This window comes from Psychrobacter sp. CX90, assembly GCF_057396305.2.
The window spans coordinates 1,806,461-1,828,986 of the sequence record NZ_CM182008.1; the positions used below are offsets into that span (position 1 = coordinate 1,806,461).

The 22,526-nt window shown below is 40.9% G+C and carries 15 protein-coding genes; 5 read left to right on the forward strand and 10 right to left on the reverse strand.

Annotated features, from left to right (window positions below):
* Positions 1–285 precede the first annotated feature (285 nt).
* The 7 genes from gspE to AC2SLN_RS07115 form a co-directional block, all read right to left on the reverse strand.
* Entirely contained in the window at positions 286–1,809 is a 1,524-nt protein-coding gene (gspE, locus tag AC2SLN_RS07085; protein ID WP_486550709.1) for a type II secretion system ATPase GspE, read from the reverse strand.
* A gap of 80 nt (positions 1,810–1,889) precedes the next feature.
* Positions 1,890–3,206, reverse strand: coding sequence for a bifunctional folylpolyglutamate synthase/dihydrofolate synthase (locus AC2SLN_RS07090; protein WP_486550718.1), 1,317 nt, complete (start codon positions 3,204–3,206; stop codon positions 1,890–1,892).
* 260 nt (positions 3,207–3,466) lie between these two features.
* Positions 3,467–4,357 (reverse strand): acetyl-CoA carboxylase, carboxyltransferase subunit beta, encoded by an 891-nt coding sequence (gene accD, locus AC2SLN_RS07095; protein WP_486550717.1) that lies wholly within the window; start codon positions 4,355–4,357, stop codon positions 3,467–3,469.
* Between the two features lie 135 nt (positions 4,358–4,492).
* The gene (trpA, locus tag AC2SLN_RS07100) at positions 4,493–5,323 is read right to left on the reverse strand and encodes a tryptophan synthase subunit alpha (RefSeq protein ID WP_486550708.1); all 831 of its coding nucleotides are present in this window, start codon (positions 5,321–5,323) and stop codon (positions 4,493–4,495) included.
* A 267-nt stretch (positions 5,324–5,590) separates the two neighbouring features.
* Complete coding sequence (trpB, locus tag AC2SLN_RS07105; RefSeq protein WP_486550707.1) at positions 5,591–6,841, reverse strand: tryptophan synthase subunit beta; 1,251 nt, start codon at positions 6,839–6,841, stop codon at positions 5,591–5,593.
* A 590-nt stretch (positions 6,842–7,431) separates the two neighbouring features.
* The gene (locus AC2SLN_RS07110; RefSeq protein ID WP_486550705.1) at positions 7,432–7,962 is read right to left on the reverse strand and encodes a ClbS/DfsB family four-helix bundle protein; all 531 of its coding nucleotides are present in this window, start codon (positions 7,960–7,962) and stop codon (positions 7,432–7,434) included.
* Between the two features lie 61 nt (positions 7,963–8,023).
* Complete coding sequence (locus AC2SLN_RS07115; protein ID WP_486550704.1) at positions 8,024–8,656, reverse strand: phosphoribosylanthranilate isomerase; 633 nt, start codon at positions 8,654–8,656, stop codon at positions 8,024–8,026.
* Between the two features lie 157 nt (positions 8,657–8,813).
* Here AC2SLN_RS07115 and AC2SLN_RS07120 point away from each other — a divergent pair, with 157 nt between their 5' ends.
* A complete protein-coding gene (locus AC2SLN_RS07120) occupies positions 8,814–10,448 on the forward strand; it encodes a cryptochrome/photolyase family protein (RefSeq protein ID WP_486550702.1) in 1,635 nt (544 codons plus the stop codon).
* Positions 10,449–10,700: 252 nt separating this feature from the next.
* Here the strand turns inward: AC2SLN_RS07120 and AC2SLN_RS07125 are convergent, their stop codons facing one another.
* Positions 10,701–11,432 carry a DUF4230 domain-containing protein gene (locus tag AC2SLN_RS07125; RefSeq protein ID WP_486550700.1) on the reverse strand — a complete coding sequence of 244 codons (732 nt, stop codon included), beginning with the start codon at positions 11,430–11,432 and terminating at the stop codon, positions 10,701–10,703.
* Between the two features lie 373 nt (positions 11,433–11,805).
* On the opposite strand from AC2SLN_RS07125, the gene AC2SLN_RS07130 reads away from it, so the two are divergent.
* From AC2SLN_RS07130 to AC2SLN_RS07145, 4 genes are all read left to right on the forward strand, one after another.
* Positions 11,806–13,548 (forward strand): proline--tRNA ligase, encoded by a 1,743-nt coding sequence (locus AC2SLN_RS07130; RefSeq protein WP_486550699.1) that lies wholly within the window; start codon positions 11,806–11,808, stop codon positions 13,546–13,548.
* A gap of 769 nt (positions 13,549–14,317) precedes the next feature.
* Positions 14,318–14,974, forward strand: a complete 657-nt coding sequence (locus tag AC2SLN_RS07135; protein WP_486529702.1) for a potassium channel family protein — start codon at positions 14,318–14,320, stop codon at positions 14,972–14,974.
* Positions 14,975–15,109: 135 nt separating this feature from the next.
* The gene (locus tag AC2SLN_RS07140; protein WP_486529701.1) at positions 15,110–16,435 is read left to right on the forward strand and encodes a TrkH family potassium uptake protein; all 1,326 of its coding nucleotides are present in this window, start codon (positions 15,110–15,112) and stop codon (positions 16,433–16,435) included.
* 65 nt (positions 16,436–16,500) lie between these two features.
* A complete protein-coding gene (locus AC2SLN_RS07145; protein ID WP_486529700.1) occupies positions 16,501–17,073 on the forward strand; it encodes a DUF3124 domain-containing protein in 573 nt (190 codons plus the stop codon).
* A 331-nt stretch (positions 17,074–17,404) separates the two neighbouring features.
* On the opposite strand, the gene AC2SLN_RS07150 is transcribed toward AC2SLN_RS07145, so the two are convergent.
* A complete protein-coding gene (locus tag AC2SLN_RS07150; protein ID WP_495057320.1) occupies positions 17,405–19,276 on the reverse strand; it encodes a calcium-binding protein in 1,872 nt (623 codons plus the stop codon).
* Between the two features lie 636 nt (positions 19,277–19,912).
* Positions 19,913–22,261 carry a 5-methyltetrahydropteroyltriglutamate--homocysteine S-methyltransferase gene (gene metE, locus AC2SLN_RS07155; protein WP_486550696.1) on the reverse strand — a complete coding sequence of 783 codons (2,349 nt, stop codon included), beginning with the start codon at positions 22,259–22,261 and terminating at the stop codon, positions 19,913–19,915.
* Positions 22,262–22,526 lie beyond the last annotated feature (265 nt).

Here is a 22,526-nt window from a genome sequence, read left to right on the forward strand (position 1 = left end):
ATAGACAGTTGCCTATTTTTACTGGTTTAAAAATTGTGGCGTAAAACACATTAAAACTTTTATATTACAACTTCTATATTACAACTTCGCATATACAGTTTAGCGAAAATATAATCCTAAGCTTAACTGATAGTAAACTTATATATAACCCAAGCAAAATTTATGAAAAAATCTTGCAAAAATTGTACCATTTACTGTAAGCCTTATTAGCTTAAGCCTTGATACTAAATTCTAGTGCTAAATATTGCCTATTATAATAGTAATAAATATATTCATTAATGATAGTTACTCATCTGAATTGGCAAAAACAGTCTCTTTAGTCACTCTTAACACCTCTTCTAGTGTCGTTTTTCCTGCCAATACTTTTTTAAGCCCATCGGCCCGTATGGAAGGTGTTAACAGCCGAGCATACTCTTCAAGTTTATATTCTGCAACACCGCCATGAATCATCCGTCTTAAGTCATCATCCACAGGAATAACTTCATATATGGCAGTACGCCCTTTGAATCCAGACTGACTACACTTCTCACAGCCTTTAGGAATAGGCAGCCGAATTGTCTCAGTTGCTGAGTTATGAATATCGACTTCTCGAAATAGTTGCGCTTGCACAGGATCAGCATCCTTCCAGTCATGGCAGTGAGGACATAACGTTCTCACTAAACGTTGAGCCACTACACCGATGAGAGAGGAAGAAAGTAGAAACGGCTCAACGCCCATATCTTGCAAACGGGTAACGGCACCAATAGCCGTATTAGTATGTAAGGTTGATAATACTAAATGACCCGTTAATGATGCCTGAACTGCAATCTCGGCGGTTTCTAAATCTCGAATTTCGCCTACCATGACCACATCTGGGTCTTGACGCAGCATGGCGCGTAAACTGCGTGCAAAGGTCATCTCTACTTTGGTGTTAACTTGCGTCTGACCGATACCATCAAGCTGAAATTCAATAGGATCTTCAGCAGTTAAAATATTTCGAGTTTGATCATTAAGCTCTGATAAAGCAGCATATAAGGTAGTGGTTTTACCCGAACCGGTGGGCCCTGTCACTAAAATAATACCATGCGGACGATGAATGAGCTTTTTGAGTACTTGAAAGTCTTTATCGGCTAGTCCAAGATAAGTCATGTTCAATCTACCCGCTTGTTTATCCAGCAGACGCATTACCACCCGCTCGCCAAAGCTTGATGGCAAAGTGGATACTCGAACATCTACTTCACGACCTGCCAGTCTTAAGCTGATACGACCATCTTGAGGAACACGTTTTTCAGCGATATCCAACTTTGCCATTACTTTAATACGTGATACTAACAGAGGTGCTAACTGGCGCTTTGGGCTGACAATTTCTTTTAATTCACCATCAACACGAAAACGAACAGATAATCTTTTTTCAAAGGTTTCGATGTGAATATCCGAAGCATTTAAACGAATGGCTTCAGATAGCAAAGCATTGATTAGACGAATAATAGGCGCATCGTCTTGTTGATCCATCAAGTCTTCAGTTTCTGGGACGCTATCAGCAAGGCTGTCTAGATCTGGGTGGTCTTCTAGACCAGCAGCAATGTGCTGCGATTCGCCTGTATTTCCTGCATAAGCGGTTTCCATACGTTTATCAAATTCATCCGCTAGTACAGTTTCTATATCTAGGGGTTGAGAAGTGCCATTGATAGAAGCAAAGGAAATAGCTTCATTAATAGCGCTAATAGGTGTGTCCTCAGTGACCACCAAAGAAGGAACAACCGTATTGTCAGGAGACGGTACAATAAGGATTTGATGACGCTTTGCAAAGCCATAGGGTAAAAATAACATAAAGTGCTACTTACTAAGTTTGAACGATAATTTTATTATTATAATGACTTAATTATTATATAGACAAATAGACTCTGATATTACCTTAAAGTTAACAGCACTTCACTAATCGTATGAAATGAACCACAAACTAATATCAGATCATCCGCCGTGGTAACTGGTATAACACCGTAGGTTGCAGCAGTTAACGAATCATATAAAGTAGTGTCCGTTACTTGTCTCTGGCTTAAAGTCTCTTGCAAAATCTTTATCTCTGCTGCTCTCGGATGATCAATCTCAGCAATGTGCCACATTTCAATCGGCAAACCTGACACCACCAACAAGTCGACGACTTTGCCAATATCCTTATCTGATAGCATCGAGAATACAAGGTGAAGATGTGCTGAAGGGTACTGCTGTAAGTGGCTTTGCCAAAAAGATAAAAATTGCTTGAGGAGAAAACTCATACCACGATCATTATGAGCCACATCAAACAACCAATGCCGATTTGCAAGCTGACGATAATCAAATCGACCATCAAGCCTAACCAAAGCTAAAGCGGCTTGAATATGCGATGCCTCTATAGTTAATTGACTGGCTAATACCGCCGCAACCGCATTGGCGGTATTGACTAATGACAACTTTGGTTTTGGTAATTGTAAGGTAACACTGGCGCTACTAAATTGCCACATATCTAGATTTATACTGTTGTCATAGACGTAATCATAATCAATGCCAAGTTGATAAATAGCACAATTAAGCTCTTCACTCCTATCTCTTACTGATTGCGGCATATCGTCTTCGCCATAAATAAGCGAAATACCTTCACGCAGGATACCTGCTTTCTCATGGCCTATTTTTTCACGTGTATCGCCTAACCAATCTACATGATCGATGCCAATATTAGTAATTACCACTAAGTCAGGATCAATGATATTAACGACATCCAATCTCCCCCCGAGACCCACCTCGAGTACCCAAACATCACAATCAGCCTGAGCGAAAATAAGCATGGCAGCCAAAGTAGTCATTTCAAAAAACGATAAGGTCAATGCGCAAACCAATCTTGCCAATTCCACTTCAGCAAAGGCATCGACAAGCGTTTGATCTCCTACAGGCAAACCGTTAATGCGCACACGCTCATTAAAATCAAGCAAATGGGGCGATTGATATAAAGCTGTTTTATAACCTGCTTGCTGACAAATCTCACTAATAACCGCTGTGGTCGAACCTTTACCATTTGTCCCTGCGACAGTAAATACAAAAGCATCATCTTTAGCAGATTGCACCAAACCCAAATGCTCTGCAACTGGCATCACTCTTGACAGCCCCATATCAATGGCAGAAACGTGAATTTGCTGCATATAGTTAAGCCAGTCCGATAATGAACTGGCTTTGGTTGGAACGGGTTTGGACATACCTACAGGTTTATTGGACACTTAACATCTCGACTTATAACGATATAATTATGGGTTTCGCTCTAACTCTGAAAAGGATACAGTTTAACTCTCTGCCAAGGTCAATCGATATAAATAGCCTAGCTTTAACTTTATCATAAAATCAAACCATTGATACTTACCACAGCATAGCTATACTTAGTAATGAATGAATGCTGTCACAATTATAGTGCAAGATGTCTTGGTTATAATTTGACGAACAGCATCCATACACAAACCATCTATAAGTGCATAAGCTTGGCTAGCAAGCGATAAATCGTGTCATTTAATTGATGACGATGCACCACTTGATCAATAACACCATGCTCTAACAAATACTCTGCACGCTGGAACGGTTCTTCAAGCGTCTCACGTACGGTTTGCTCAATAACACGTTTGCCTGCAAAGCCAATCATTGCCTTAGGTTCGGCAATATGAATATCTCCAAGCATAGCAAGCGATGCGGTAACACCGCCATAGACTGGGTTAGTTAGTACAACGATATACGGTACACTGGCCAGACGTAAACGCTCAATGGCAGCCCCAGTGCGCGCCATCTGCATTAACGACAGCAATCCTTCTTGCATACGAGCACCACCAGAAGCGGCAAAACATACCAATGGTATTTTTTTCTCTAATGCTGTTTCTGCCGCTTGTACAAATCTATCACCAACCACAGACCCCATTGAGCCGCCCATAAAACGAAAATCGAACGAACAAGCAATCACATCCATATCTCTAAGCTTACCTTGCATTACCAATAAGCCTTCGGTTTCGCCAGTTTTTTCTTGAGCTTGCTGCATGCGTTCTGGATACGGCTTACTATCAACAAACTTTAGAGGATCGCCTGCTATAAACTCTTGACCCAGCTCTCGTTCTACCGTATCAAGAAAGCCTGTTAGACGTTCACGGGCAGTTAATGCCATATGAAAATCACAATGTGGGCAGACATAGCTGTTAAAAATAAGAGCCGTGTTGGTTGTTACTGAATGGCACTCAGGGCACTGTGTAGATGGTTCAGTCTCAACTGCGGTTAGCTGAGCTTGATTCTGAACCTTAACGGATGGTACAGGGCGATCAAACCACGTAGACCCAGTAGAGGTATTGTTTGCTATCACATCTGAACTTGTCATATTACCTTCATTTTCTAAAACTTGCGCTGTTTTGGTCATATCCTTGACTTCACTTCTTGAGTTGTTGATATTCACAGTTTACATGTGTACTCAATATTAACAGATAATTACCCACTTTGCCTATTAGGTATTGCTTTATGTATTGCTCAAACTATCAATAGCCGCTCTAAGCTCATCCATCGTTGCCATCATTTTGCCTTGCGCTACCGCAATGGTTGCTTCATCTGTTTGAGCATTTAAGTCTGCAAACTGTTGCACCAAAGCACTACCCACAATAACTCCATCAGCATATTGACCTACCGCCTTAGCGGACTCCCCATCCCGAATACCAAAGCCAACACATATTGGGAGATCAGTCTCAGACTTAATCGATTGCACCTGTTCATTCACATCTTCTGTGTCCAAAGTGGCAGAACCTGTCACCCCTTTAAGCGACACATAATATATATAACCACTACAATGGGTTAGTACTTGTGCTCTGCGCTCAGGTAAAGTGGTGGGCGATAACAGAAATATCTCATTCATCGCATGTTCGGATAAATGCTGGGTAAAGGTGCCTGCCTCTGCTGGTGGTAAATCCACCATAAGTAGCCCATCTACGCCAGCCTCTTCGCAAAGCTTGGTAAAGTTATCATAGCCAATAATTTCAACAGGATTGAGATAGCCCATTAAGATAATAGGCGTATCGCTATCGGTTTTGCGAAACTCTTTGACCATCTCAATCGCTTGGCGGGTACTGGTACCACCCGCTAAAGCACGCTCACCAGCTGTGGCAACCGTTGGGCCATCTGCCATGGGATCAGAAAAAGGCAAACCCAGCTCAATCATATCAGCGCCGTGTTTAACGAGGTCATGCAATAAGCCAACGGTCGTATTGGGACTTGGGTCGCCCGCCATCACATACGGGATAAGGGCTTTTTTGTTTTGGGCTTTTAGGGTTTGGAAAGTTTTTTCTATTCGGGTCATTATTATCTCTTTATCTATATTGATTAAGTAGTTTTTATAACTTAAAGGCTAACTCACTTAGTTCACTAACCGCAATTTCAAACTTGCTAAGTATCTTTTATGCTCTCAAAAATCTTTTTTGCTCTATTAAGAAGGTTAACAAGCTTGACTTATCATGCTGGCTAATGTGGTCAACCTTATCTAGCAAAGTTATGTAGCAAAAATCATGTAGCAAACAATAAAGCCATCATCGAAATCACTGCCAAATGTTTAAAAGGCTAAACCAACCTAAAGCTCAATCCCTTCCGCCTGCATCACCGAATGCAAATCCTTATCACCACGACCCGACATATTAACAATAATCGTTTGATCAGGGGTCATCGTCTTCGCTAATTTCAAACCATAATACACCGCATGAGCCGACTCAAGAGCAGGAATAATACCTTCTTTACGGGTCACTTCATGGAAGCCTTCAAGCGCCTCTTTATCCGTACAACCCACATAATTAACCCGCTCAATGTCTTTTAAAAAGCTATGCTCAGGGCCCACACCTGGGTAATCCAATCCAGCCGAAATAGAATGCGTCTCAAGAATCTGACCATCATCATCTGCCATCAAATAAGTACGGTTGCCATGTAGCACACCTACTCGACCCTTTGCTAAAGGGGCAGAATGACGCAACGTCTCAAGCCCATCACCCGTCGCCTCAACCCCATAAATCTTCACATCACTATCATTCAAAAAGTCATAAAACAGACCAATCGCATTTGAGCCACCGCCCACACACGCTACTAGCGCATCAGGCAGTTTGCCCGTTTTCTCTAAATGCTGAATCTTTGCCTCTTTGCCGATAATTGCCTGAAAATCTCTCACCAACAGAGGATAAGGATGCGGTCCCGCACACGTACCAATAATATAGTAGGTAGTATCAACATTGGTTACCCAATCACGCATTGCCTCATTCATCGCATCTTTTAAAGTACGCGACCCTGACGTCACAGGTACCACTTTTGTACCCAGCAAACGCATACGATACACGTTCATCTTCTGACGCTCCACATCATCAGCGCCCATATACACAATACATTCAAGACCCAAACGCGCCGCAATCGTTGCCGTTGCTACACCATGTTGCCCTGCGCCTGTTTCTGCAATAATACGTTTCTTACCACTCATTTTTGCAAGTAGCGCCTGACCAATCGTATTATTGACCTTATGCGCGCCAGTATGGTTCAAATCCTCACGCTTAAAATAAATCTGCGCTCCGCCAATCTCATCGCTCAAACGCTTTGCATGATACAACGGTGTCGGACGACCCACATAATTTACCAAATCATTATGATACTCTGCCCAAAACTTCGGATCTTGCTTAACCTGATAATAAAGCGTCTCCAGCTCCTCTAACGCCGCCATCAACGTTTCCGAAACAAAACGTCCTCCATGAATACCAAAGTGCCCACTCGCATCAGGATACTGTCTAAAATCAGTCACATCATCGGATAACTCATCATTATGAGGTATATTTGCAAAATTATTCATAAACGTTCACTCTATTTCTTAAAATAAGGGGTAAATTTTCTAACTAAAATTCTATCTATTTAATGAATTATAAACGTTAAATATTCAAAGCAATATTTAGGGTCTGTTGAACATTCCAATATTAGGACTGCTGATAGCTGAAATTGTTTCAAACTAGGCGTAAACCGACGATAATGTCTAGACCTTAGCTAAGTTTATAACAACGTTTGGGGCAATTTTAGCATCAGCCCTGCGGGGCGGAGCTATTTTTTGTCAATATATTGCAAAATTTTCTAACTTAGAATGACTAAGCGTCAAAAATTTCCCTGCATATTGCCTAAAAAATAGCCTCCGCCAGTTCCACATTTGAATGTTCAACAGACCCTAGTATTGGTAATGTTTTTGAAGTCTTGTTTTGTGCAGCACCTTGTTTTTTAGCCTATTTTTTTAGCTAATGTTGCCATCCGTTTATAGTTGGCTTAGCAGATTGTACCTTTGATACAACTCTAACTCATACTTATTTGGCTTATAGAAGGATTTTTTAAACCTGTTTTAGTTTTAGTAGTATAAAAAGCTGAAACATTCCAGTGTTTTATGTCTCACGCTACAAACTACAAAAGTGTTTTTCTTAAAACTCGCAATCTTTTATTGATATTATTTAGTGGACATCGAGTATTAAAATCTATCATGCGTCCTAAGCTATATTTCTTATAAAATAGCGTTTCATAGAGTGTTGCGTTGGTTTGCATATCTAATAAACCTGCAAGCTCATCATAACTCTGTCGCAATTTATTCTTCATCTCATCATAATCCAAATGATCATATTCTTTATAAAAGCTTTGAGCCAACTTACCTAATTTTATAGATGAAAAGTTATAGCCTTCTGGTAATAGGTTATCTTTTGTAGTACCAATATTTTGAACATCAAGCCAGCCAATCACTATTTGGCTCCAACCAAGCAGATAAGCCAATAGGTTACAAACTGACACTTTCGTATCTTTAACCTGACCTTCTAAGTTTTTTTTATAAGGATCATGTCCCTGCAATGCCTCAAGCTCTTCAAGCGTTTTGAAGAGGGCATGGCGTTTTTTTATTATAGCTGTAATCAATTCGTCTTTATTACAGGGTATTCCACTAGCCATAGTTTTCTCCAAAATCGCTTCGTGGATTAAATGCGTTATACTCTGCTAACTAAACCTACATCTATTTAAAAATTTCAACAAACATCTTCATCTTAATACTATCTTTAACGCCCTTTGCCGACTCAATCCCGCCACTTACATCCACCGCTTGAATGGGTAATGCTAGGGTATCAGCAACATTCTCAGGTGTTAATCCACCCGCCAAGATAATGGGTAAGCTTGCATTTTTTGGTACCAGCGACCAATCAAAGCGCTCACCAGTGCCACCGTAAGCATCTTTGTGATAGGCATCGAGCAATATATTACTAGCGCCAGCCTGAGCATAGTCGTTAATTTGTTGTCGAATGCTATTTAAATTTTGGGTTTCTTTATTAATACGCAAGGCTTTAATCCAACGTTTGTTTACCCTACTGGCTAACTGTTGGCATTCAATAGCCGTCTCATCACCATGAAATTGAATGACGTCAAAAGGCACAGTGTTCGCCAATTCCACAAGGTCATCTTCACCCATATTAACCACCAAAGCAACCACACTCACAAACGCAGGCACCTGCTTAATGAGTTCTTTGGCATGCTCAGGTGTGACGGCACGCGGACTCGGTGGATAAAACACAAAACCCAATGCATCTACGCCAAGCGCTACCGCCTGCTTGACATCGTCTGCTTGAGTCAATCCGCAAAATTTAACGTGCATATGCCCTCTAATCGCTGTCCGTATTTAAGACCCTATCAAAATTAATCTCTAGGGACTGTTGAACACTTAAATAGATTGTCAAATAATCTTTATCGTAGCATACTTTTAGCTAATTTTAATGTTGGCAAATTTAAAGCTTTTATTCAGAGAATTCGTGATGACTCAGTCCGCCTTATCAGTTAGTTTATCTCCCTCCACCGAAAATTACGTGATATGGTTCCGCCGTGACCTACGACTTCATGATAATACGGCATTAACCCATTTAATTGAAACAGCTAAACAGGCAGACTTAAGGCAGGCGGCTGCAAATAAGATAGATTCGGAAAAAATAAAGACGCCAGTTAAGACAACTATTAAAGCCTTATTTGTTATTACTCCTGAACAATGGCTCAACCATGATATGTCAGTGGTGCAACTGGATTTTATCTTTAGAACTCTAAAAAAGTTGGCGACTGCGCTATATGTACAGCTGGGCATTGAACTTGACTTATTGCAAAGCTCAAGTTTTAGCGACAGCATTGATAAAGTAGAGACCTTTTGTCAGCAACATAATATTGTCCATATTGCCAGTAACTATGAATATGAAGTAAACGAGATGGCTCGTGACCATATTATCGAGCAAAGGCTAAGTTCACAAAATATTCAGTTTGTCCGCCATCACGATCAATGTATCTTGCCGCCAAACTCTGTGACAACCGGTGATGGAAATATGTATAAGGTATTCACGCCATTTTATAACCGTTGGCAAAGTATTTTAGATACCAGTCCAGTCTGTTTATATGAGATTGAGAATACATTAAATGCAGAAACAAACAGTCCGTTAAAAAAAGAGGATAAGTCTTTATCGCAAACATTAAAGACCATTCAACACTTGCATCAAAAAACGCTTAGGCTATTTGAGCAGAAGCGTGATTTAGATGCAGCAAATCATCACGCTCAACTAGCGTCTTGCCGTTCTAACTACCCTGCTGGAGAAGTCGCCGCCTGCCACCGACTTGATCACTTTATTGCTGATGATATTAATCGCTATGATCTCGGTCGAGACCAACCTTCTCTATCTGCCACCAGCCAGTTAGCAGCTTATTTAACAGTGGGCTCACTTAGCCCACGTTTATGCTATTTACAAGCAAAAAAAGCACTTGATGTTGGCAATTTGCAAAGGAGTTCGCAAGATATTTCTCGCTGGATAAGCGAGCTGGCTTGGCGAGATTTTTACCGACATGTGATAATGGATAGACCCGATATCGTCAAGCATCACGCTTATAAACAGGCAACCGACCTAAGCATAAACTGGTCTTACGATAAAGAGGACTTTGCCAAATGGTGTCAAGGCTTAACTGGTGTACCCCTAGTTGATGCAGCCATGCGCTGCCTAAACCAAACGGGATTTATGCATAACCGACTGCGCATGGTAACCGCTATGTTTTTGACCAAAGACTTGTTGATAGACTGGCGCTGGGGCGAACGCTACTTTATGCAAAAACTGATAGACGGCGATTTTGCGTCTAATAATGGTGGCTGGCAATGGAGCGCTTCAGTTGGTACCGATGCAGCGCCCTACTTTAGAATTATGAACCCCTTTAGCCAAAGCAAAACGCATGATAAAGATGCTATCTTTATTAAAACATGGCTACCCGAATTAAAAGAGGTTCCCTCTAAGATATTGCATGATGAGATTAAGCTGCGTAAAGTACTTAGTCCCACTGGCGAGTTTGCTCATGTGGATTATCCAGTACCGATGGTTGAGCATAAAAAAGCCCGACTGTATGCCATCGAGCAGTTTAAGGGATAATTGGATATAGGGTTTATAGAAAGTGCTCACTTAGTAAGTATGGGTATGGCTTAGCAAGGCTTTTTAGCCACGATTGCAGCGGATATACTAGCGGTTTGGCGAGTTGCAGCGGCTAGATTTAGAGTGGCTACGTGACGCAAGAGACGCGCTTAATCGTAGCCGCTGCCTCGCCCAAAACGGTAGATAGGAGTGCAAAGCGTGATTGGCTTCAACCCCTTTTTGAAGTATACCCTCCTCTGAGCTATAAACCTATCAATCAACCGGTTGGCAAGCACCTGCTCCTTGAGTCGCCACGGTAACTTCTGCACCCGTCATGGCAAATAACTGCTGCATTTGAGTTTTGGCATTTTGCTCGGCTTGACTCATGACCCCATCTTTGCAGGCACGTTCTAATACCTCGCTCTTAGCACTCTTTTGAGCGGCGGCTAGGATGTCAGGATTGGCCTTTACCATCCCAAATACGCCTGCCTGCCAGTCATATACCTCGATATCATCTAGATACACGCTAAAGATTTGTGAAGGCGGCAGGGTTATTAAAATATTCGGCATAATGGTAATGGGTAAATTGTCATTGCCATCGATAATTGCTTTTTGTTTAGCGGCTTCAATCTGCGCCTCAGTCGGCTCGCTAATTTGCACCATCTCATCACTAATCTGGCTCAAGTCAACCCCTGCAACCACACGACCACGGGCAATAAACAAACCTTTTTGCTCATCCGTCCATAGCCGTTGCCATGAGCCTTGCTTTTCACTGGTAATGACAGTATCGACATTATAAGCTACGGTTTCTAAGCGGTTAAGGTTTTGAATCCGGCTGACCACCCCTTCTCGGCTGACTGCCTTAACTTGGGTGGTGGCCTCTTTATTAAATTGTGCCCATAATGCAACCGCTAAACCGATGATAATCAGCAGCATCAAAAGCTTAACCCAGACACCCGAGGACTTAGTGGTAACTTTAGCAGATTGAGATTTAGGGTTAATCATAGAGGCACACCTGTTTCGTTTAAGCGATTTGGGACAGTTTAAAGTTGCATACTGCTTTGTATACTGTTTTGTATTAAGCCATATCTTATTAATGATGGCAGTGGGCTGAATAACAAGCTTTTTTTGTCGAATTAGCTAAGACAAATTGAACCTCTGGTCAACAATTCAATAAGAAATCAGAAAAGTATTGCGTCAAAGCGCGACTTTACCTAACATAGGTGGATTGAGCGCTATTATTTAAGCCTTGAAGCAATAAATTTGCATATATTTATATTTTAGCGAAAATTATGCGCCAACATCAGTGGTATTTATAATATTTAACCATTTACATTCATCATTTATTTAGTATTTATTCAGTTAAGTTGAGTCTGTTATGAGAGCCAGTCAATTTTTATTTGCCACACTAAAAGAAACCCCAAGCGATGCTGATATTGTATCAAGCCAATTGATGGTAAGAGCTGGACTGATTCGTAAGCTTGCCTCAGGGCTATATGTTTGGTTGCCTATGGGGCTTAGGGTTTTACAAAAAGTTGAAAAGATTGTCCGTGAAGAAATGCAAAACATCGGAGCACAAGAAGTGCTGATGCCAATGACTCAGCCGGCAGAATTATGGCAAGAATCTGGACGTTTTGAAGATTATGGCCCTGAGTTATTGCGTTTTACCGATCGTCATAATCGCGACTTTGTGCTTGGCCCGACTCATGAAGAAGTCATCACTGACTTAGCACGTGGCGAGCTACGCAGTTATAAACAGTTACCCATTACGTTCTTCCAAATTCAAAGTAAATTCCGTGATGAGATTCGCCCACGCTTTGGTATCATGCGTGCCCGCGAATTTACTATGAAAGATGCCTATTCGTTTCATATCAATCAAGCATCATTGGCGCAAACTTATGAAGATATGTACGCTGCTTATACCCGTATCTTTAACCGTTTGGGCTTAAACTTTCGTGCGGTATTAGCTGACACTGGCTCTATTGGAGGGTCTGCCTCGCATGAGTTTCATGTGTTGGCAGACAGTGGCGAAGATGCTATTGCCTTCTCTAATGGCTCTGACTTTGCCGCTAACGTTGAGCTCGCCGAAGCCGTTTGTCATGATAAACGCCCTGCTCCCTCTGAGGCGCGCAAAAATGTTAGCACCCCTAAAGTCACAACCAATGAAGCATTGGCAGAGTTCCTTGATATCCCCTTATCAAAAACGGTAAAAACACTCATCGTTAAAGGTCATCATATCAATGATGATGGCAGCGAGGGCGATGCTCAACTAGTAGCGTTGGTGGTGCGTGGCGACCACACATTAAACGAGATTAAAGCAGAGAAAATCGAAGAGGTTGATACACCACTAACCTTTGCTACTGAAGAAGAAATGCAACAAGCAGGGCTGAAAAAAGGCTATATTGGTGTCGATTTAGATATGCCAGTGTATGTTGACCGTGCCGCGGCTGCCATGAGCGATTTTGTATCCGGTGCTAACGAGTATGACATGCATACTACTGGCATGAACTGGGATCGTGATGCCACCATTACCGATGTCGTTGATATCCGTAACGTCGTTGAAGGCGACCCCTCCCCTGATGGCAAAGGCACACTGAGCATTAAGCGTGGTATTGAGGTGGGGCATATCTTCCAATTGGGCGATAAGTACTCAAAGGCCTTAAACTGCACCGTATCTGGCGAAACAGGTAAGCCTGAAACCTTGATGATGGGCTGCTATGGTATCGGTGTGAGCCGTATCATCGCTGCGATGATTGAGCAAAGCCATGATGACAACGGCATTATCTGGACCAAAACCCCGGAGCTTAAAGACTCAATTGCACCGTTTGATATTGCCATCGTACCGATGAAATCAAAAGAAGACACGGTTATGAATACTGCCGAAGCCCTATACGAGGAGCTAAAAGCGAAAGGGCTTAACGTGATTTTGGATGACCGTAACGAGCGCCCTGGTGTTAAATTTGCTGACCTTGAACTCATTGGTATTCCACATCGTATTGTGGTGTCTGACCGTAACCTTGCAGACAATCGTGCCGAAGATAAATACGAATACGTGGATCGCCGTGATAGTGAAAAACAGCTATTAACCCGCGATGAAGTGATTGCTAAAGTGAGTGGTTAGTTTTTTGCTCATTTAGCGTTTTAGTTGGCTTAGCATTTTAGTTGAATTAGCTTCGATATCCAGTTTGAAGTTTAGTTCAATGCGAAAAAGAACCTCGATTGGGGTTCTTTTTTTATGCGGGGTTTTGTGGGCAGTTCATTTTTTGTGGGTATTAAAGTTTGCTAGCCTTAAAAACTCAAAGATTAAGAGCTAAAAACAAAAAGACTGGCCTCAACATCGTTACATTTATAAAAGGGAGAAATATGCGGGTCATAGGTAGTCTCTTTTTAATAGATTAGCTCGGTGCTCGTCCCTCGCACAAAAGCAAGCGCTTGTCTTCTTATAGTCATTGAGCACGTTACAGTCATTGAGCACGCACTTCTTGCAGGTAAACGTCAAAACTTAACTCCTAAAAGACTTCGTACCTATATAAAACAAATAACCTTAATCATACTCCAACAATACCCACCGAATACCAGGGACTATACAACGCTATACAACTCTATACAGCTCCTAATCGACTGCAATTTAAACCCTTCACGCCTCTCCCTCAAATGCTTCTAGGTCTATCAACCGTATCGAACTCACTCAAATGCTTCAAACCTGATACCCAGTGTTAACGCTTTGTATTCAATATAACGACAATATTACGTATTTTAATTGCGGTATAATTATAGAATTAACACTTTTTCTATGTTTTATTTTCGACGTTTTATTGGTTTTAAACAGTCAAAAGTGCTGTACTTTTGAAAATGACATTTGCACTAACTAAATTCTGAAGAGGTAAATTATGCAATTTGCGGTGATAGGACTGGGGGCTTTTGGACGTACATGTGCCATAGAGCTTCAAAACCAAGGCAATGAGGTCATTGGAATCGATTTAGATGAACAAGAAATTGATAAGGTCAGTAATATTTTAAGTCATTCTGTCATCGCAGATGCCACCAATCAAGAGGTTATTAACGAGCTGAATTTAACCCAGCTTGATGGTGTGTTAGTCAGCATAGGCGATGATCTTGAGGCCAGTTTACTGTGCGCTTTAAACTTGATTAATCTAAAGGTAAAGAATCTGTGGGTTAAGGCCAAAACCGATGCTCACCATACTATTTTGGAAAGCATTGGGGTCAAAAACATCATCCATCCTGAGCAGGATATGGGCATTCGTATTGCCCAAGCGATGAACTATCCATTGGTTAAACAGTATTTATCACTGGGTAATGATGAGTTTATTATTCGCATTGACGTGCCACGAAACTGGCAATCACAAAAGGTGGGGGATGTGCAGCGTAAACATGTTAATACCTCCTTATTGATCGTTGTAAGAAATGGCGAAATCATACGTGACTTTGATGAGGATACGCTGTTGCAGCCTGCTGATAAACTTGTATTTAGCGGATTAATGAAACCTTTAAAAGCTTTAGCTAAGCACTTTCAAGTTGGGTATTAAAGGCGAGTTGAGGGCTGGACATTTGGGACGGATAAATAGCGGCTAATCAGCTACTAAAAATTAGATTTTGGGCTTTATTATGTTTTTCTAAATAGTATATGTAGACCTTCAAAGGTATAAATAAAGGTATTTAAAATGCCAAACAAATCAACGCAATTATTATCGTCTCCACCAATGATATTGGCCATTGGTTTTTTGTTTTTGATTGCTTTGGGTAGCAGTCTGTTAAAACTCCCATTAGCAACCCATGATCCTATTACTGTTTTAGATGCCGCCTTTACGGCAACCTCAGCTGTGACAGTTACAGGGCTTGCAGTTGTGGATACAGCTAACTATACCAGATTTGGACAAGTGGTCATTGCCATACTCATTCAGCTTGGCGGGTTAGGCTTTATGACGTTTGCCGTGCTTGCTTTTTTTAGTTTGCAGCGCAGGTTAAATATTACTGGACAAAAGATTGCCCGTGAAGCGTTAGGTGGCACCAGTTTTACCGACATCATATCCACGGCAAAATATGTGGTATCGATTTCATTTATTATTGAGGCTTTAGGTTTTGTCGGTCTTACCTTGCTTTTTTCGCAAGAAATGCCTTGGTTTGAAGCAATGTATCATGGTTTCTTTTATACCATATCTGCTTTTAATAACGCTGGATTCGCCTTGACCAGTGAAAGCTTGACTCCTTATGTGGGACATACCGGTATTAACATCATTATAACCAGTTTAATTACTATGGGTGGACTTGGCTTTCTTGTCTTGAAAGACATAATAGATAAACGGCGGTGGCAAAAATTTAACGTCAATACTAAACTGGTAATAGTGGCCACGGTATTACTTAATATTATTGCTTTCATTTTATATTGGTTATTTGAGCATAATAACGTTAATACTCTAGGCATGTTAAGCTTGAGTGACCAGATAACAGCCGCATGGTTTCAGGCAATTACTCCGAGAACAGCAGGGTTTAATACCATACCTATTGATCAGCTCACAGATGCCAGTACGCTATTGACTATGTTTTTAATGTTTATTGGCGGTGGTTCATTGTCTACCGCCAGTGGTGTCAAATTGGGCACGTTTATAATTCTACTTTTAACCACTTGGGCTTATTTGAGACAACGTGACCATGTCACTATTTTTGAAAGACGTATTCCTGAGCGCCAAGTTCGAAAGTCATTGGCCTTATTTAGTATTACTATGTTGCTTATCTTTCTTAGTGTATTTATTTTGGCAATTATAGAAACAGAACATCCCTTAGAAGATGTGTTGTTTGAGGTGGTGTCAGCGCTGAGCACAGTGGGTCTATCTCGAGGTTTGACCACACAGCTAGATGAGCTGGGGCAAATTGTGATAATGTTTATGATGTATGCTGGGCGTGTAGGCCCGTTAACCCTCGCTTTTCTGATTGCGATGCCAAAGGCTACTCGAATACATTATCCAGAAACCAATGTGCTAGTGGGTTAAATTTTCTCCAACAGTTAGGCTTAGTCAAAGCATCATCACTTTTTATCTATTCGCGGAGATAACGTATGAAAACATCTTTAATGTTTGGTTTGTTACTCTTGTTAAATATAGGATTAACGGGCTGTGATAAATCCAAAGTTGATCCTAATATTGTCTATAGTGAAGAGAATAAAAGTCCTCTCGAAGCTCTTGAAACAGAAGATGTTATCTCCAAAGATATGCCATATCAACAACAGTTTTATGTGCCCGTCTATTCTAATATTTATGTGGATGAAGATAACCCCAAAGTGATGCTCTCTGCAACGCTTAGTATCCGTAACACTAGCCTGAATGATAGCTTTTATGTTACCAAAATTGACTATTACAACACCAAGGGCGATTTTGTGCGCCATTATTTGAACAACTCTATAGAATTGCCTCCTATGGGAACTTTGAACTATATTGTTGAAAAGTTAGATGATACTGGCGGTGCTGGTGCAAACTTTGTACTTGATATTGAAAGTAACTCAACGGATATTCAACCGTTGATAGAAACCATCATGATTGGTACATTCAGCAATAAAGGGTTTGCGTTTAATAGCTCCGCCATGGCTATGAATCCCACTGACCAAAAAACTAAGCCCAAAGATAATCCATAAGATAGCTCAAAAGATAGCTCAAAAGATTAGGATCAGTTGAACGTACAAAAATTAGGACTGCTGAACCTAAAAATACATATAGACAGTGGCATGTTTGAATATTGGAATGTTCAACACACCAACAGCGCACTAACAACCAACAGCACACTAAAAAACCTCAGCATTGGTATGCTGAGGTTATGTATTACTCTCAAATAATTAAGCTCAAACTATTGACTCAATAAGTACAAGCCTAAAATAGAAGCCTGAAATTTAGCAATAAATCGAACCTGCTCTGTGTTATAGAGCTAAATGACTATCAACCTGACTATCTACCTAACTTGCTATCTACCTAAATGACTATCGAACAACTTAGTACATCATCCAATAAGCAGTTTTGTACAGTAAGATAGCTTTCGTTACCTAAAGCAACGGATACATCGGCACCGTCTTGACTGGTTTGCGCCGCTAGTTGGATAACATCATTAAATAAGTCGGATGAAAATTGTAGGATATCTCGATAGCCAACATCATTATTAAAATCGACAATGAGATCAGATCCTGCATTGGCATTTATAATGAAAGTATCATTCCCTATTCCCCCGACCAAGGTATCATTTCCCTCCCCCCCATCTAATATATCATCGCCTAGCCCACCATAGACACGATCATCACCGCCAAAGGCAATAATAAAGTCATCGCCGCGACCAGCATGTAGAATATCACTACTATTGGTTCCATTAACGCTGTCATTACCCTCACGAGCAAATACTATTTCGCCGGTAAGTGTATCATCATCGTCACTGCCTTCAATATGATCTGCAAGCTCGATGTCATATTTGCTAAACCATTTACGGATGGGCTGGGTATTCTCTAATGCTGTCTCGCCGATGGTATAGTTATAGTCGTGGCTCATCAGCTCTCGATCAAAACTAACCGACTCTACATTCTCTGCCTCGACAAGGTTATACTCATCTTTATCAACGAAGAACAAGGTATCGTCTTCCATTTTGAAGACATTCCAGTCTTTACTACGCCCAGCTATACGAATTTCATCACTCCCTTGACCGCCATCCACATGATCGACGCCCACGCCGGCTTTGATCGTATCATTGCCTAACCCAGCGTCAATATAATCAAAGTTACTTCCGCCTGCAATCAAATCACCATATTTACTTCCAATTAGGAATGCAGCACTACCAAAGTGACTTGACGTATGTGCCGCATCATCCTCGACCCAAGTTGTGCCACGACGCACTTCTGTCAAGTCAGCCACAATCACGGTACTGTCTTTTTGGGTATAATCATAAAAAGTAGACTCAGCAATGCGGGTTATCGCATCTGTCGTGAATCCATTAATATGTGCATACCAGCCGACTGGAATGTTCAATAATGAAAATAAGCTGACATCCCAAAGGGCAGAGGCATATACATCATTAAATAGGACGATATTATCTGTTGAACTCTCATAGGCTTTATCAGGGTTAACTAAGCCAAAATCAGCAGCTTGAACAGCAGATAAAAAATCTGGCGCATCGCCTGCAACTCGATGAACGACGTCGTTTTCATAGCCATAGTTAAAAACCACATCTGGGTTATCATACAAAGTAGGAACGGCAAAGGCCATATAATCAGAATCAGCAAAGAAACCCTCAGACAGCACCAAGCGCTCTGCAGCAATAACGTTAGTTACCCCAGCCCCAAGGCTGTAACCACTAATAAGTACATCACTGCCGGTTAACCCATTCTCTAAAGCATAATCTTTTACAATTTTTAAAATGGGTTCAAACAGCTCTTTACCTTCACGGGTATTTAGATTGAAATAATCGAATACATCAGCCAAATCATTCGTACCCGATATATTTATGTTTATGCGTATTAATTTACCAGAATCATCATATTGACCGAAAATTTTAGCTTGAGGACCCTCTACCGTAGTGCCGGTATAGAGGCTTTCAATTGTAAAGTAGCCGGATTTATCCAGCAAATCATCACTTACCCCTAAATCACTGGGAGATAGCTCGCGCCATCCATCGGGAATTCCAATATTTGTATCACTAGGAAATAAGTCGCCAGTGATATCATCTAGCGTATTTAGCACCTCATCAGCTGGAATGAAGCCTAAGAAACTTGAGGTATTGGTATATGATGATAGGCGATTTGCATCGTCCACTAACTTCTTGGACTCATCACTTGAATAGTTTTTATAATCGAACATGCCCATGTACTGTATCCTTACGTTTTAGGGTTATCAAATTGACTTGAATCTAAGTTCAGTTAAGAGGTTTTTGAGAACTGACAGGGAGTCTATTAAGCGGCTGAAAAGTCAAATACCATTGGCGCAAAGCGGACAATATTAAAACCTATGGTTTTACCCATCTATATAAAAATGGCATTCAAATCACTAACGTTTCATCCCTGAAACCATTAACGAATAAAATTATGCCTGACATTCAGATAGGTAGCAATCAACCTACATTATTCGTAAATATAAAAAAACCCTAACACAATCAATTGAGTAGGGTTTAAAGAATTATATTAATGACTGATTGGTATTTATTTATATTATTAGGGTCTGTTGAACATTCAAATATTAGGACTGCTGATAGCTAAAATTGTTCCAAACTAGGTGTAAACCGACGATAATGTCTAGACCTTAGCTAGGTTTATAACAACGTTTGGGGCAATTTTAGCATCAGCCCTGTGGGGCAAGGCTATTTTTTGCCAATATATTGCGAAATTTTCTAACTTAGAATGACTAAGCGTCAAAAATCTCCCTGCATATTGCCTAAAAAATCGCCTCCGCCAGTTCCACATTTGAATGTTCAACAGACCCTAACCTATATTATTTGCTTATAAATCACGCGACATACTTTTGACGAACAGCCTTAGTCATTTCAACCATGTTGCTGAGCTGCTCATTTACTTCATCCCAATTGCGGGTTTTTAGACCACAATCTGGGTTTATCCATAAACGCTCAATAGGAATGTATTGCTTAGCTTCTTCAATTACCACCGCCATTGCCTCAGCTTTTGGCGCGCGTGGGCTATGAATATCATAGACACCTGGTCCAATAGCGTTTCGATATCCCCCCTCTTTTCCTGACTCAGTAGACTTAAAAGCATCTAACAATTGTAATCCTGAACGTGCCGTTTCAATGGTAATGACGTCTGCATCCATCTCTTGAATGTGATGCAAGCAATCATGGAAGCTTGAATAACACATGTGGGTATGGATCTGTGTTTCAGCTTTTGCACTACTGGCAGAATGCTTAAAAGCGTTTACCGCCTCCTTCCAATAATGTGACTGGTCGGCCGTCTTAAGGGGCAAACCTTCTCTAAATGCAGGCTCATCAATTTGAATAATTTTGATACCGGCTTGCTGTAAATCATTCACTTCTTGATTAATGGCTTCGGCTATCTGCAAGCGTAGAATATCACGTGTTTCCACATCACTTGGTGCAAATGACCAGTTTAAAATAGTTACAGGACCGGTCAGCATGCCCTTCATTGGCTTATCTGTTACGCTTTGAGCGTAGGTTGTCCATTCTACTGTCATCGCACTTGGACGGCTAATATTACCCACGACAATAGGCGGACGAACGCAACGCGTACCATAACTCTGCACCCAGCCATTTTGGCTTAACCAAAACCCATCCAGATATTGAGCAAAATATTCAACCATGTCAGTACGCTCTGCCTCCCCATGAACCAGTACATCGAGACCGAGATTCTCTTGCTGAGTCACACAGCGTTCAATTTCCTGCTTAATAAGAGTTTGATATTCGCTGTTACCGATCTCACCTTTATTCCATTGGCGACGTGCTCGGCGAATCTCACTGGTTTGCGGAAATGAACCAATGGTTGTGGTTGGTAATAAAGGTAATTTTAGTGCCTCTTGCTGAGTGGTATAACGCTCTTTAAATTCGCCCTGTCGAGACTGTGCCCCTTCACTTAGCGGTGTTAAGTTAATGGTATGTGTTACTGACTCACCATCAGCTGCGGTACCTGATGCAATTTGAGCACAAGTCACTACCTCTTTGAGCTTTTGTTTCGCAAAAGCAAGTTTTCCTGCAAGCTCGCTAGGTACTTCTTCAAAATCTATATCAACGGGAAGATGCAATAGTGATGAGCCAGTACCTACCCAAAGACGGTCATGCTCAACTATTTTCTTACTATTCAAACGCTCATTAGCTTCAACTAAGATGTTTTGGTATTTAGCAATATCAGTCGTCCAAACGCTACGACCATCTACCACACCTAATGATAATATTTTATGTATCGGCAAGTGATCAATCACTTGCAATACATACTGCTTAGGGCGAGCACTACGCGTTAAGTCGATATGTAAACCACTAATAGGTAGGTTACATGCAATATTACAATTATTACCTAACGTATCAAAATAACAGGCAACAATGAGCTGTGGCGGAGTCTGTTGTAGCCCATTATAAGCACGTTCAAATGCTTGCTGCCATTTAGCATCCAAATCTAACGCTAAAATTGGCTCATCCATTTGCACCCAATCCACACCACGTTTGCCCAACTCGTTTAACAATTTAGCATATACGGGCAGTAGGTTTTCTAAATGCTCTACCTTATTCTCAAGCTGTGATGACGCCAGATATAAAAAGCTTACTGGACCAACCAATACTACTTTTAATGACTTATCGCTTTGATTGTTTTTTTCTAAGACTGCCTGCGCGTCTTCAACTTGCTTAAAGATTTCGCTAAAATCAATATTTGAGAATGATTCGTCTGCACCGAGTTCAGGCACTAAATAATGATAGTTTGTGTCGAACCACTTGGTCATTTGCCAAGCAGCGGTATCTTCAAACTGCTTAGTATGGTCACGTCCACGAGCAAAATAAAACTGACGATCAAAAGGCTCTAGGGTTTCAGCACCTTCAAAACGTGGCGGGCAAACACCAAAGGCAACCGCTTGAGTTAGTACTAAATCGTAATGAGCAAAATCTCCCGTCGTAATGATGTCAAGGTCAGCATCAATTTGCTCTTGGATATTATCTGTAAACACCTGATAAAGTGTGTCTCGAGTTGCGGCTTTATCTTTTTTGCCTTTCCAATAATGCTCAAGTGCAAATTTGGTTTGACGTTTGTTACCAATACGTGGATAGCCTAAAATATGGCTCGGTACATGATGTAAAGTGTCATTAATCAGCGTTGCTTTGGCGCCCGAATTGCTACTCATAACCTACTCCATTAATCATATTCACTATCTAGTGATAAAATGAGTTCTTTTGATGGAGTAATCATAATAGAGTTTATTATTGAATTAAAATCAGGTTATTCAATATAAGATGAATAGTATTCACTTATGGTTAATTTTGTCTGGAATTAAATAACATATAATAAGTGTGAGGCACTATATAGATGGGCTTAATAGATGAGCTTAGCGATTACTTAACATCTGAATATTATTTACTTATGCCAAAATAGCGATAACTTATTCATCT

Excerpts from the sequence above, each read along its gene's own strand:
- AC2SLN_RS07145 (WP_486529700.1), top strand. The coding sequence starts at position 16,501 with ATGAAAACATCTTTAATGTTTGGTTTGTTACTCTTGTTAAATATAGGA.
- AC2SLN_RS07110 (WP_486550705.1), bottom strand. The coding sequence starts at position 7,962 with ATGGCTAGTGGAATACCCTGTAATAAAGACGAATTGATTACAGCTATA.
- AC2SLN_RS07090 (WP_486550718.1), bottom strand. The coding sequence starts at position 3,206 with ATGTCCAAACCCGTTCCAACCAAAGCCAGTTCATTATCGGACTGGCTT.
- AC2SLN_RS07130 (WP_486550699.1), top strand. The coding sequence starts at position 11,806 with ATGAGAGCCAGTCAATTTTTATTTGCCACACTAAAAGAAACCCCAAGC.
- AC2SLN_RS07115 (WP_486550704.1), bottom strand. The coding sequence starts at position 8,656 with ATGCACGTTAAATTTTGCGGATTGACTCAAGCAGACGATGTCAAGCAG.
- AC2SLN_RS07150 (WP_495057320.1), bottom strand. The coding sequence starts at position 19,276 with ATGGGCATGTTCGATTATAAAAACTATTCAAGTGATGAGTCCAAGAAG.
- gspE (WP_486550709.1), bottom strand. The coding sequence starts at position 1,809 with ATGTTATTTTTACCCTATGGCTTTGCAAAGCGTCATCAAATCCTTATT.
- AC2SLN_RS07140 (WP_486529701.1), top strand. The coding sequence starts at position 15,110 with ATGCCAAACAAATCAACGCAATTATTATCGTCTCCACCAATGATATTG.
- AC2SLN_RS07120 (WP_486550702.1), top strand. The coding sequence starts at position 8,814 with ATGACTCAGTCCGCCTTATCAGTTAGTTTATCTCCCTCCACCGAAAAT.
- trpA (WP_486550708.1), bottom strand. The coding sequence starts at position 5,323 with ATGACCCGAATAGAAAAAACTTTCCAAACCCTAAAAGCCCAAAACAAA.
- metE (WP_486550696.1), bottom strand. The coding sequence starts at position 22,261 with ATGAGTAGCAATTCGGGCGCCAAAGCAACGCTGATTAATGACACTTTA.
- AC2SLN_RS07125 (WP_486550700.1), bottom strand. The coding sequence starts at position 11,432 with ATGATTAACCCTAAATCTCAATCTGCTAAAGTTACCACTAAGTCCTCG.
- accD (WP_486550717.1), bottom strand. The coding sequence starts at position 4,357 with ATGACAAGTTCAGATGTGATAGCAAACAATACCTCTACTGGGTCTACG.
- trpB (WP_486550707.1), bottom strand. The coding sequence starts at position 6,841 with ATGAATAATTTTGCAAATATACCTCATAATGATGAGTTATCCGATGAT.
- AC2SLN_RS07135 (WP_486529702.1), top strand. The coding sequence starts at position 14,318 with ATGCAATTTGCGGTGATAGGACTGGGGGCTTTTGGACGTACATGTGCC.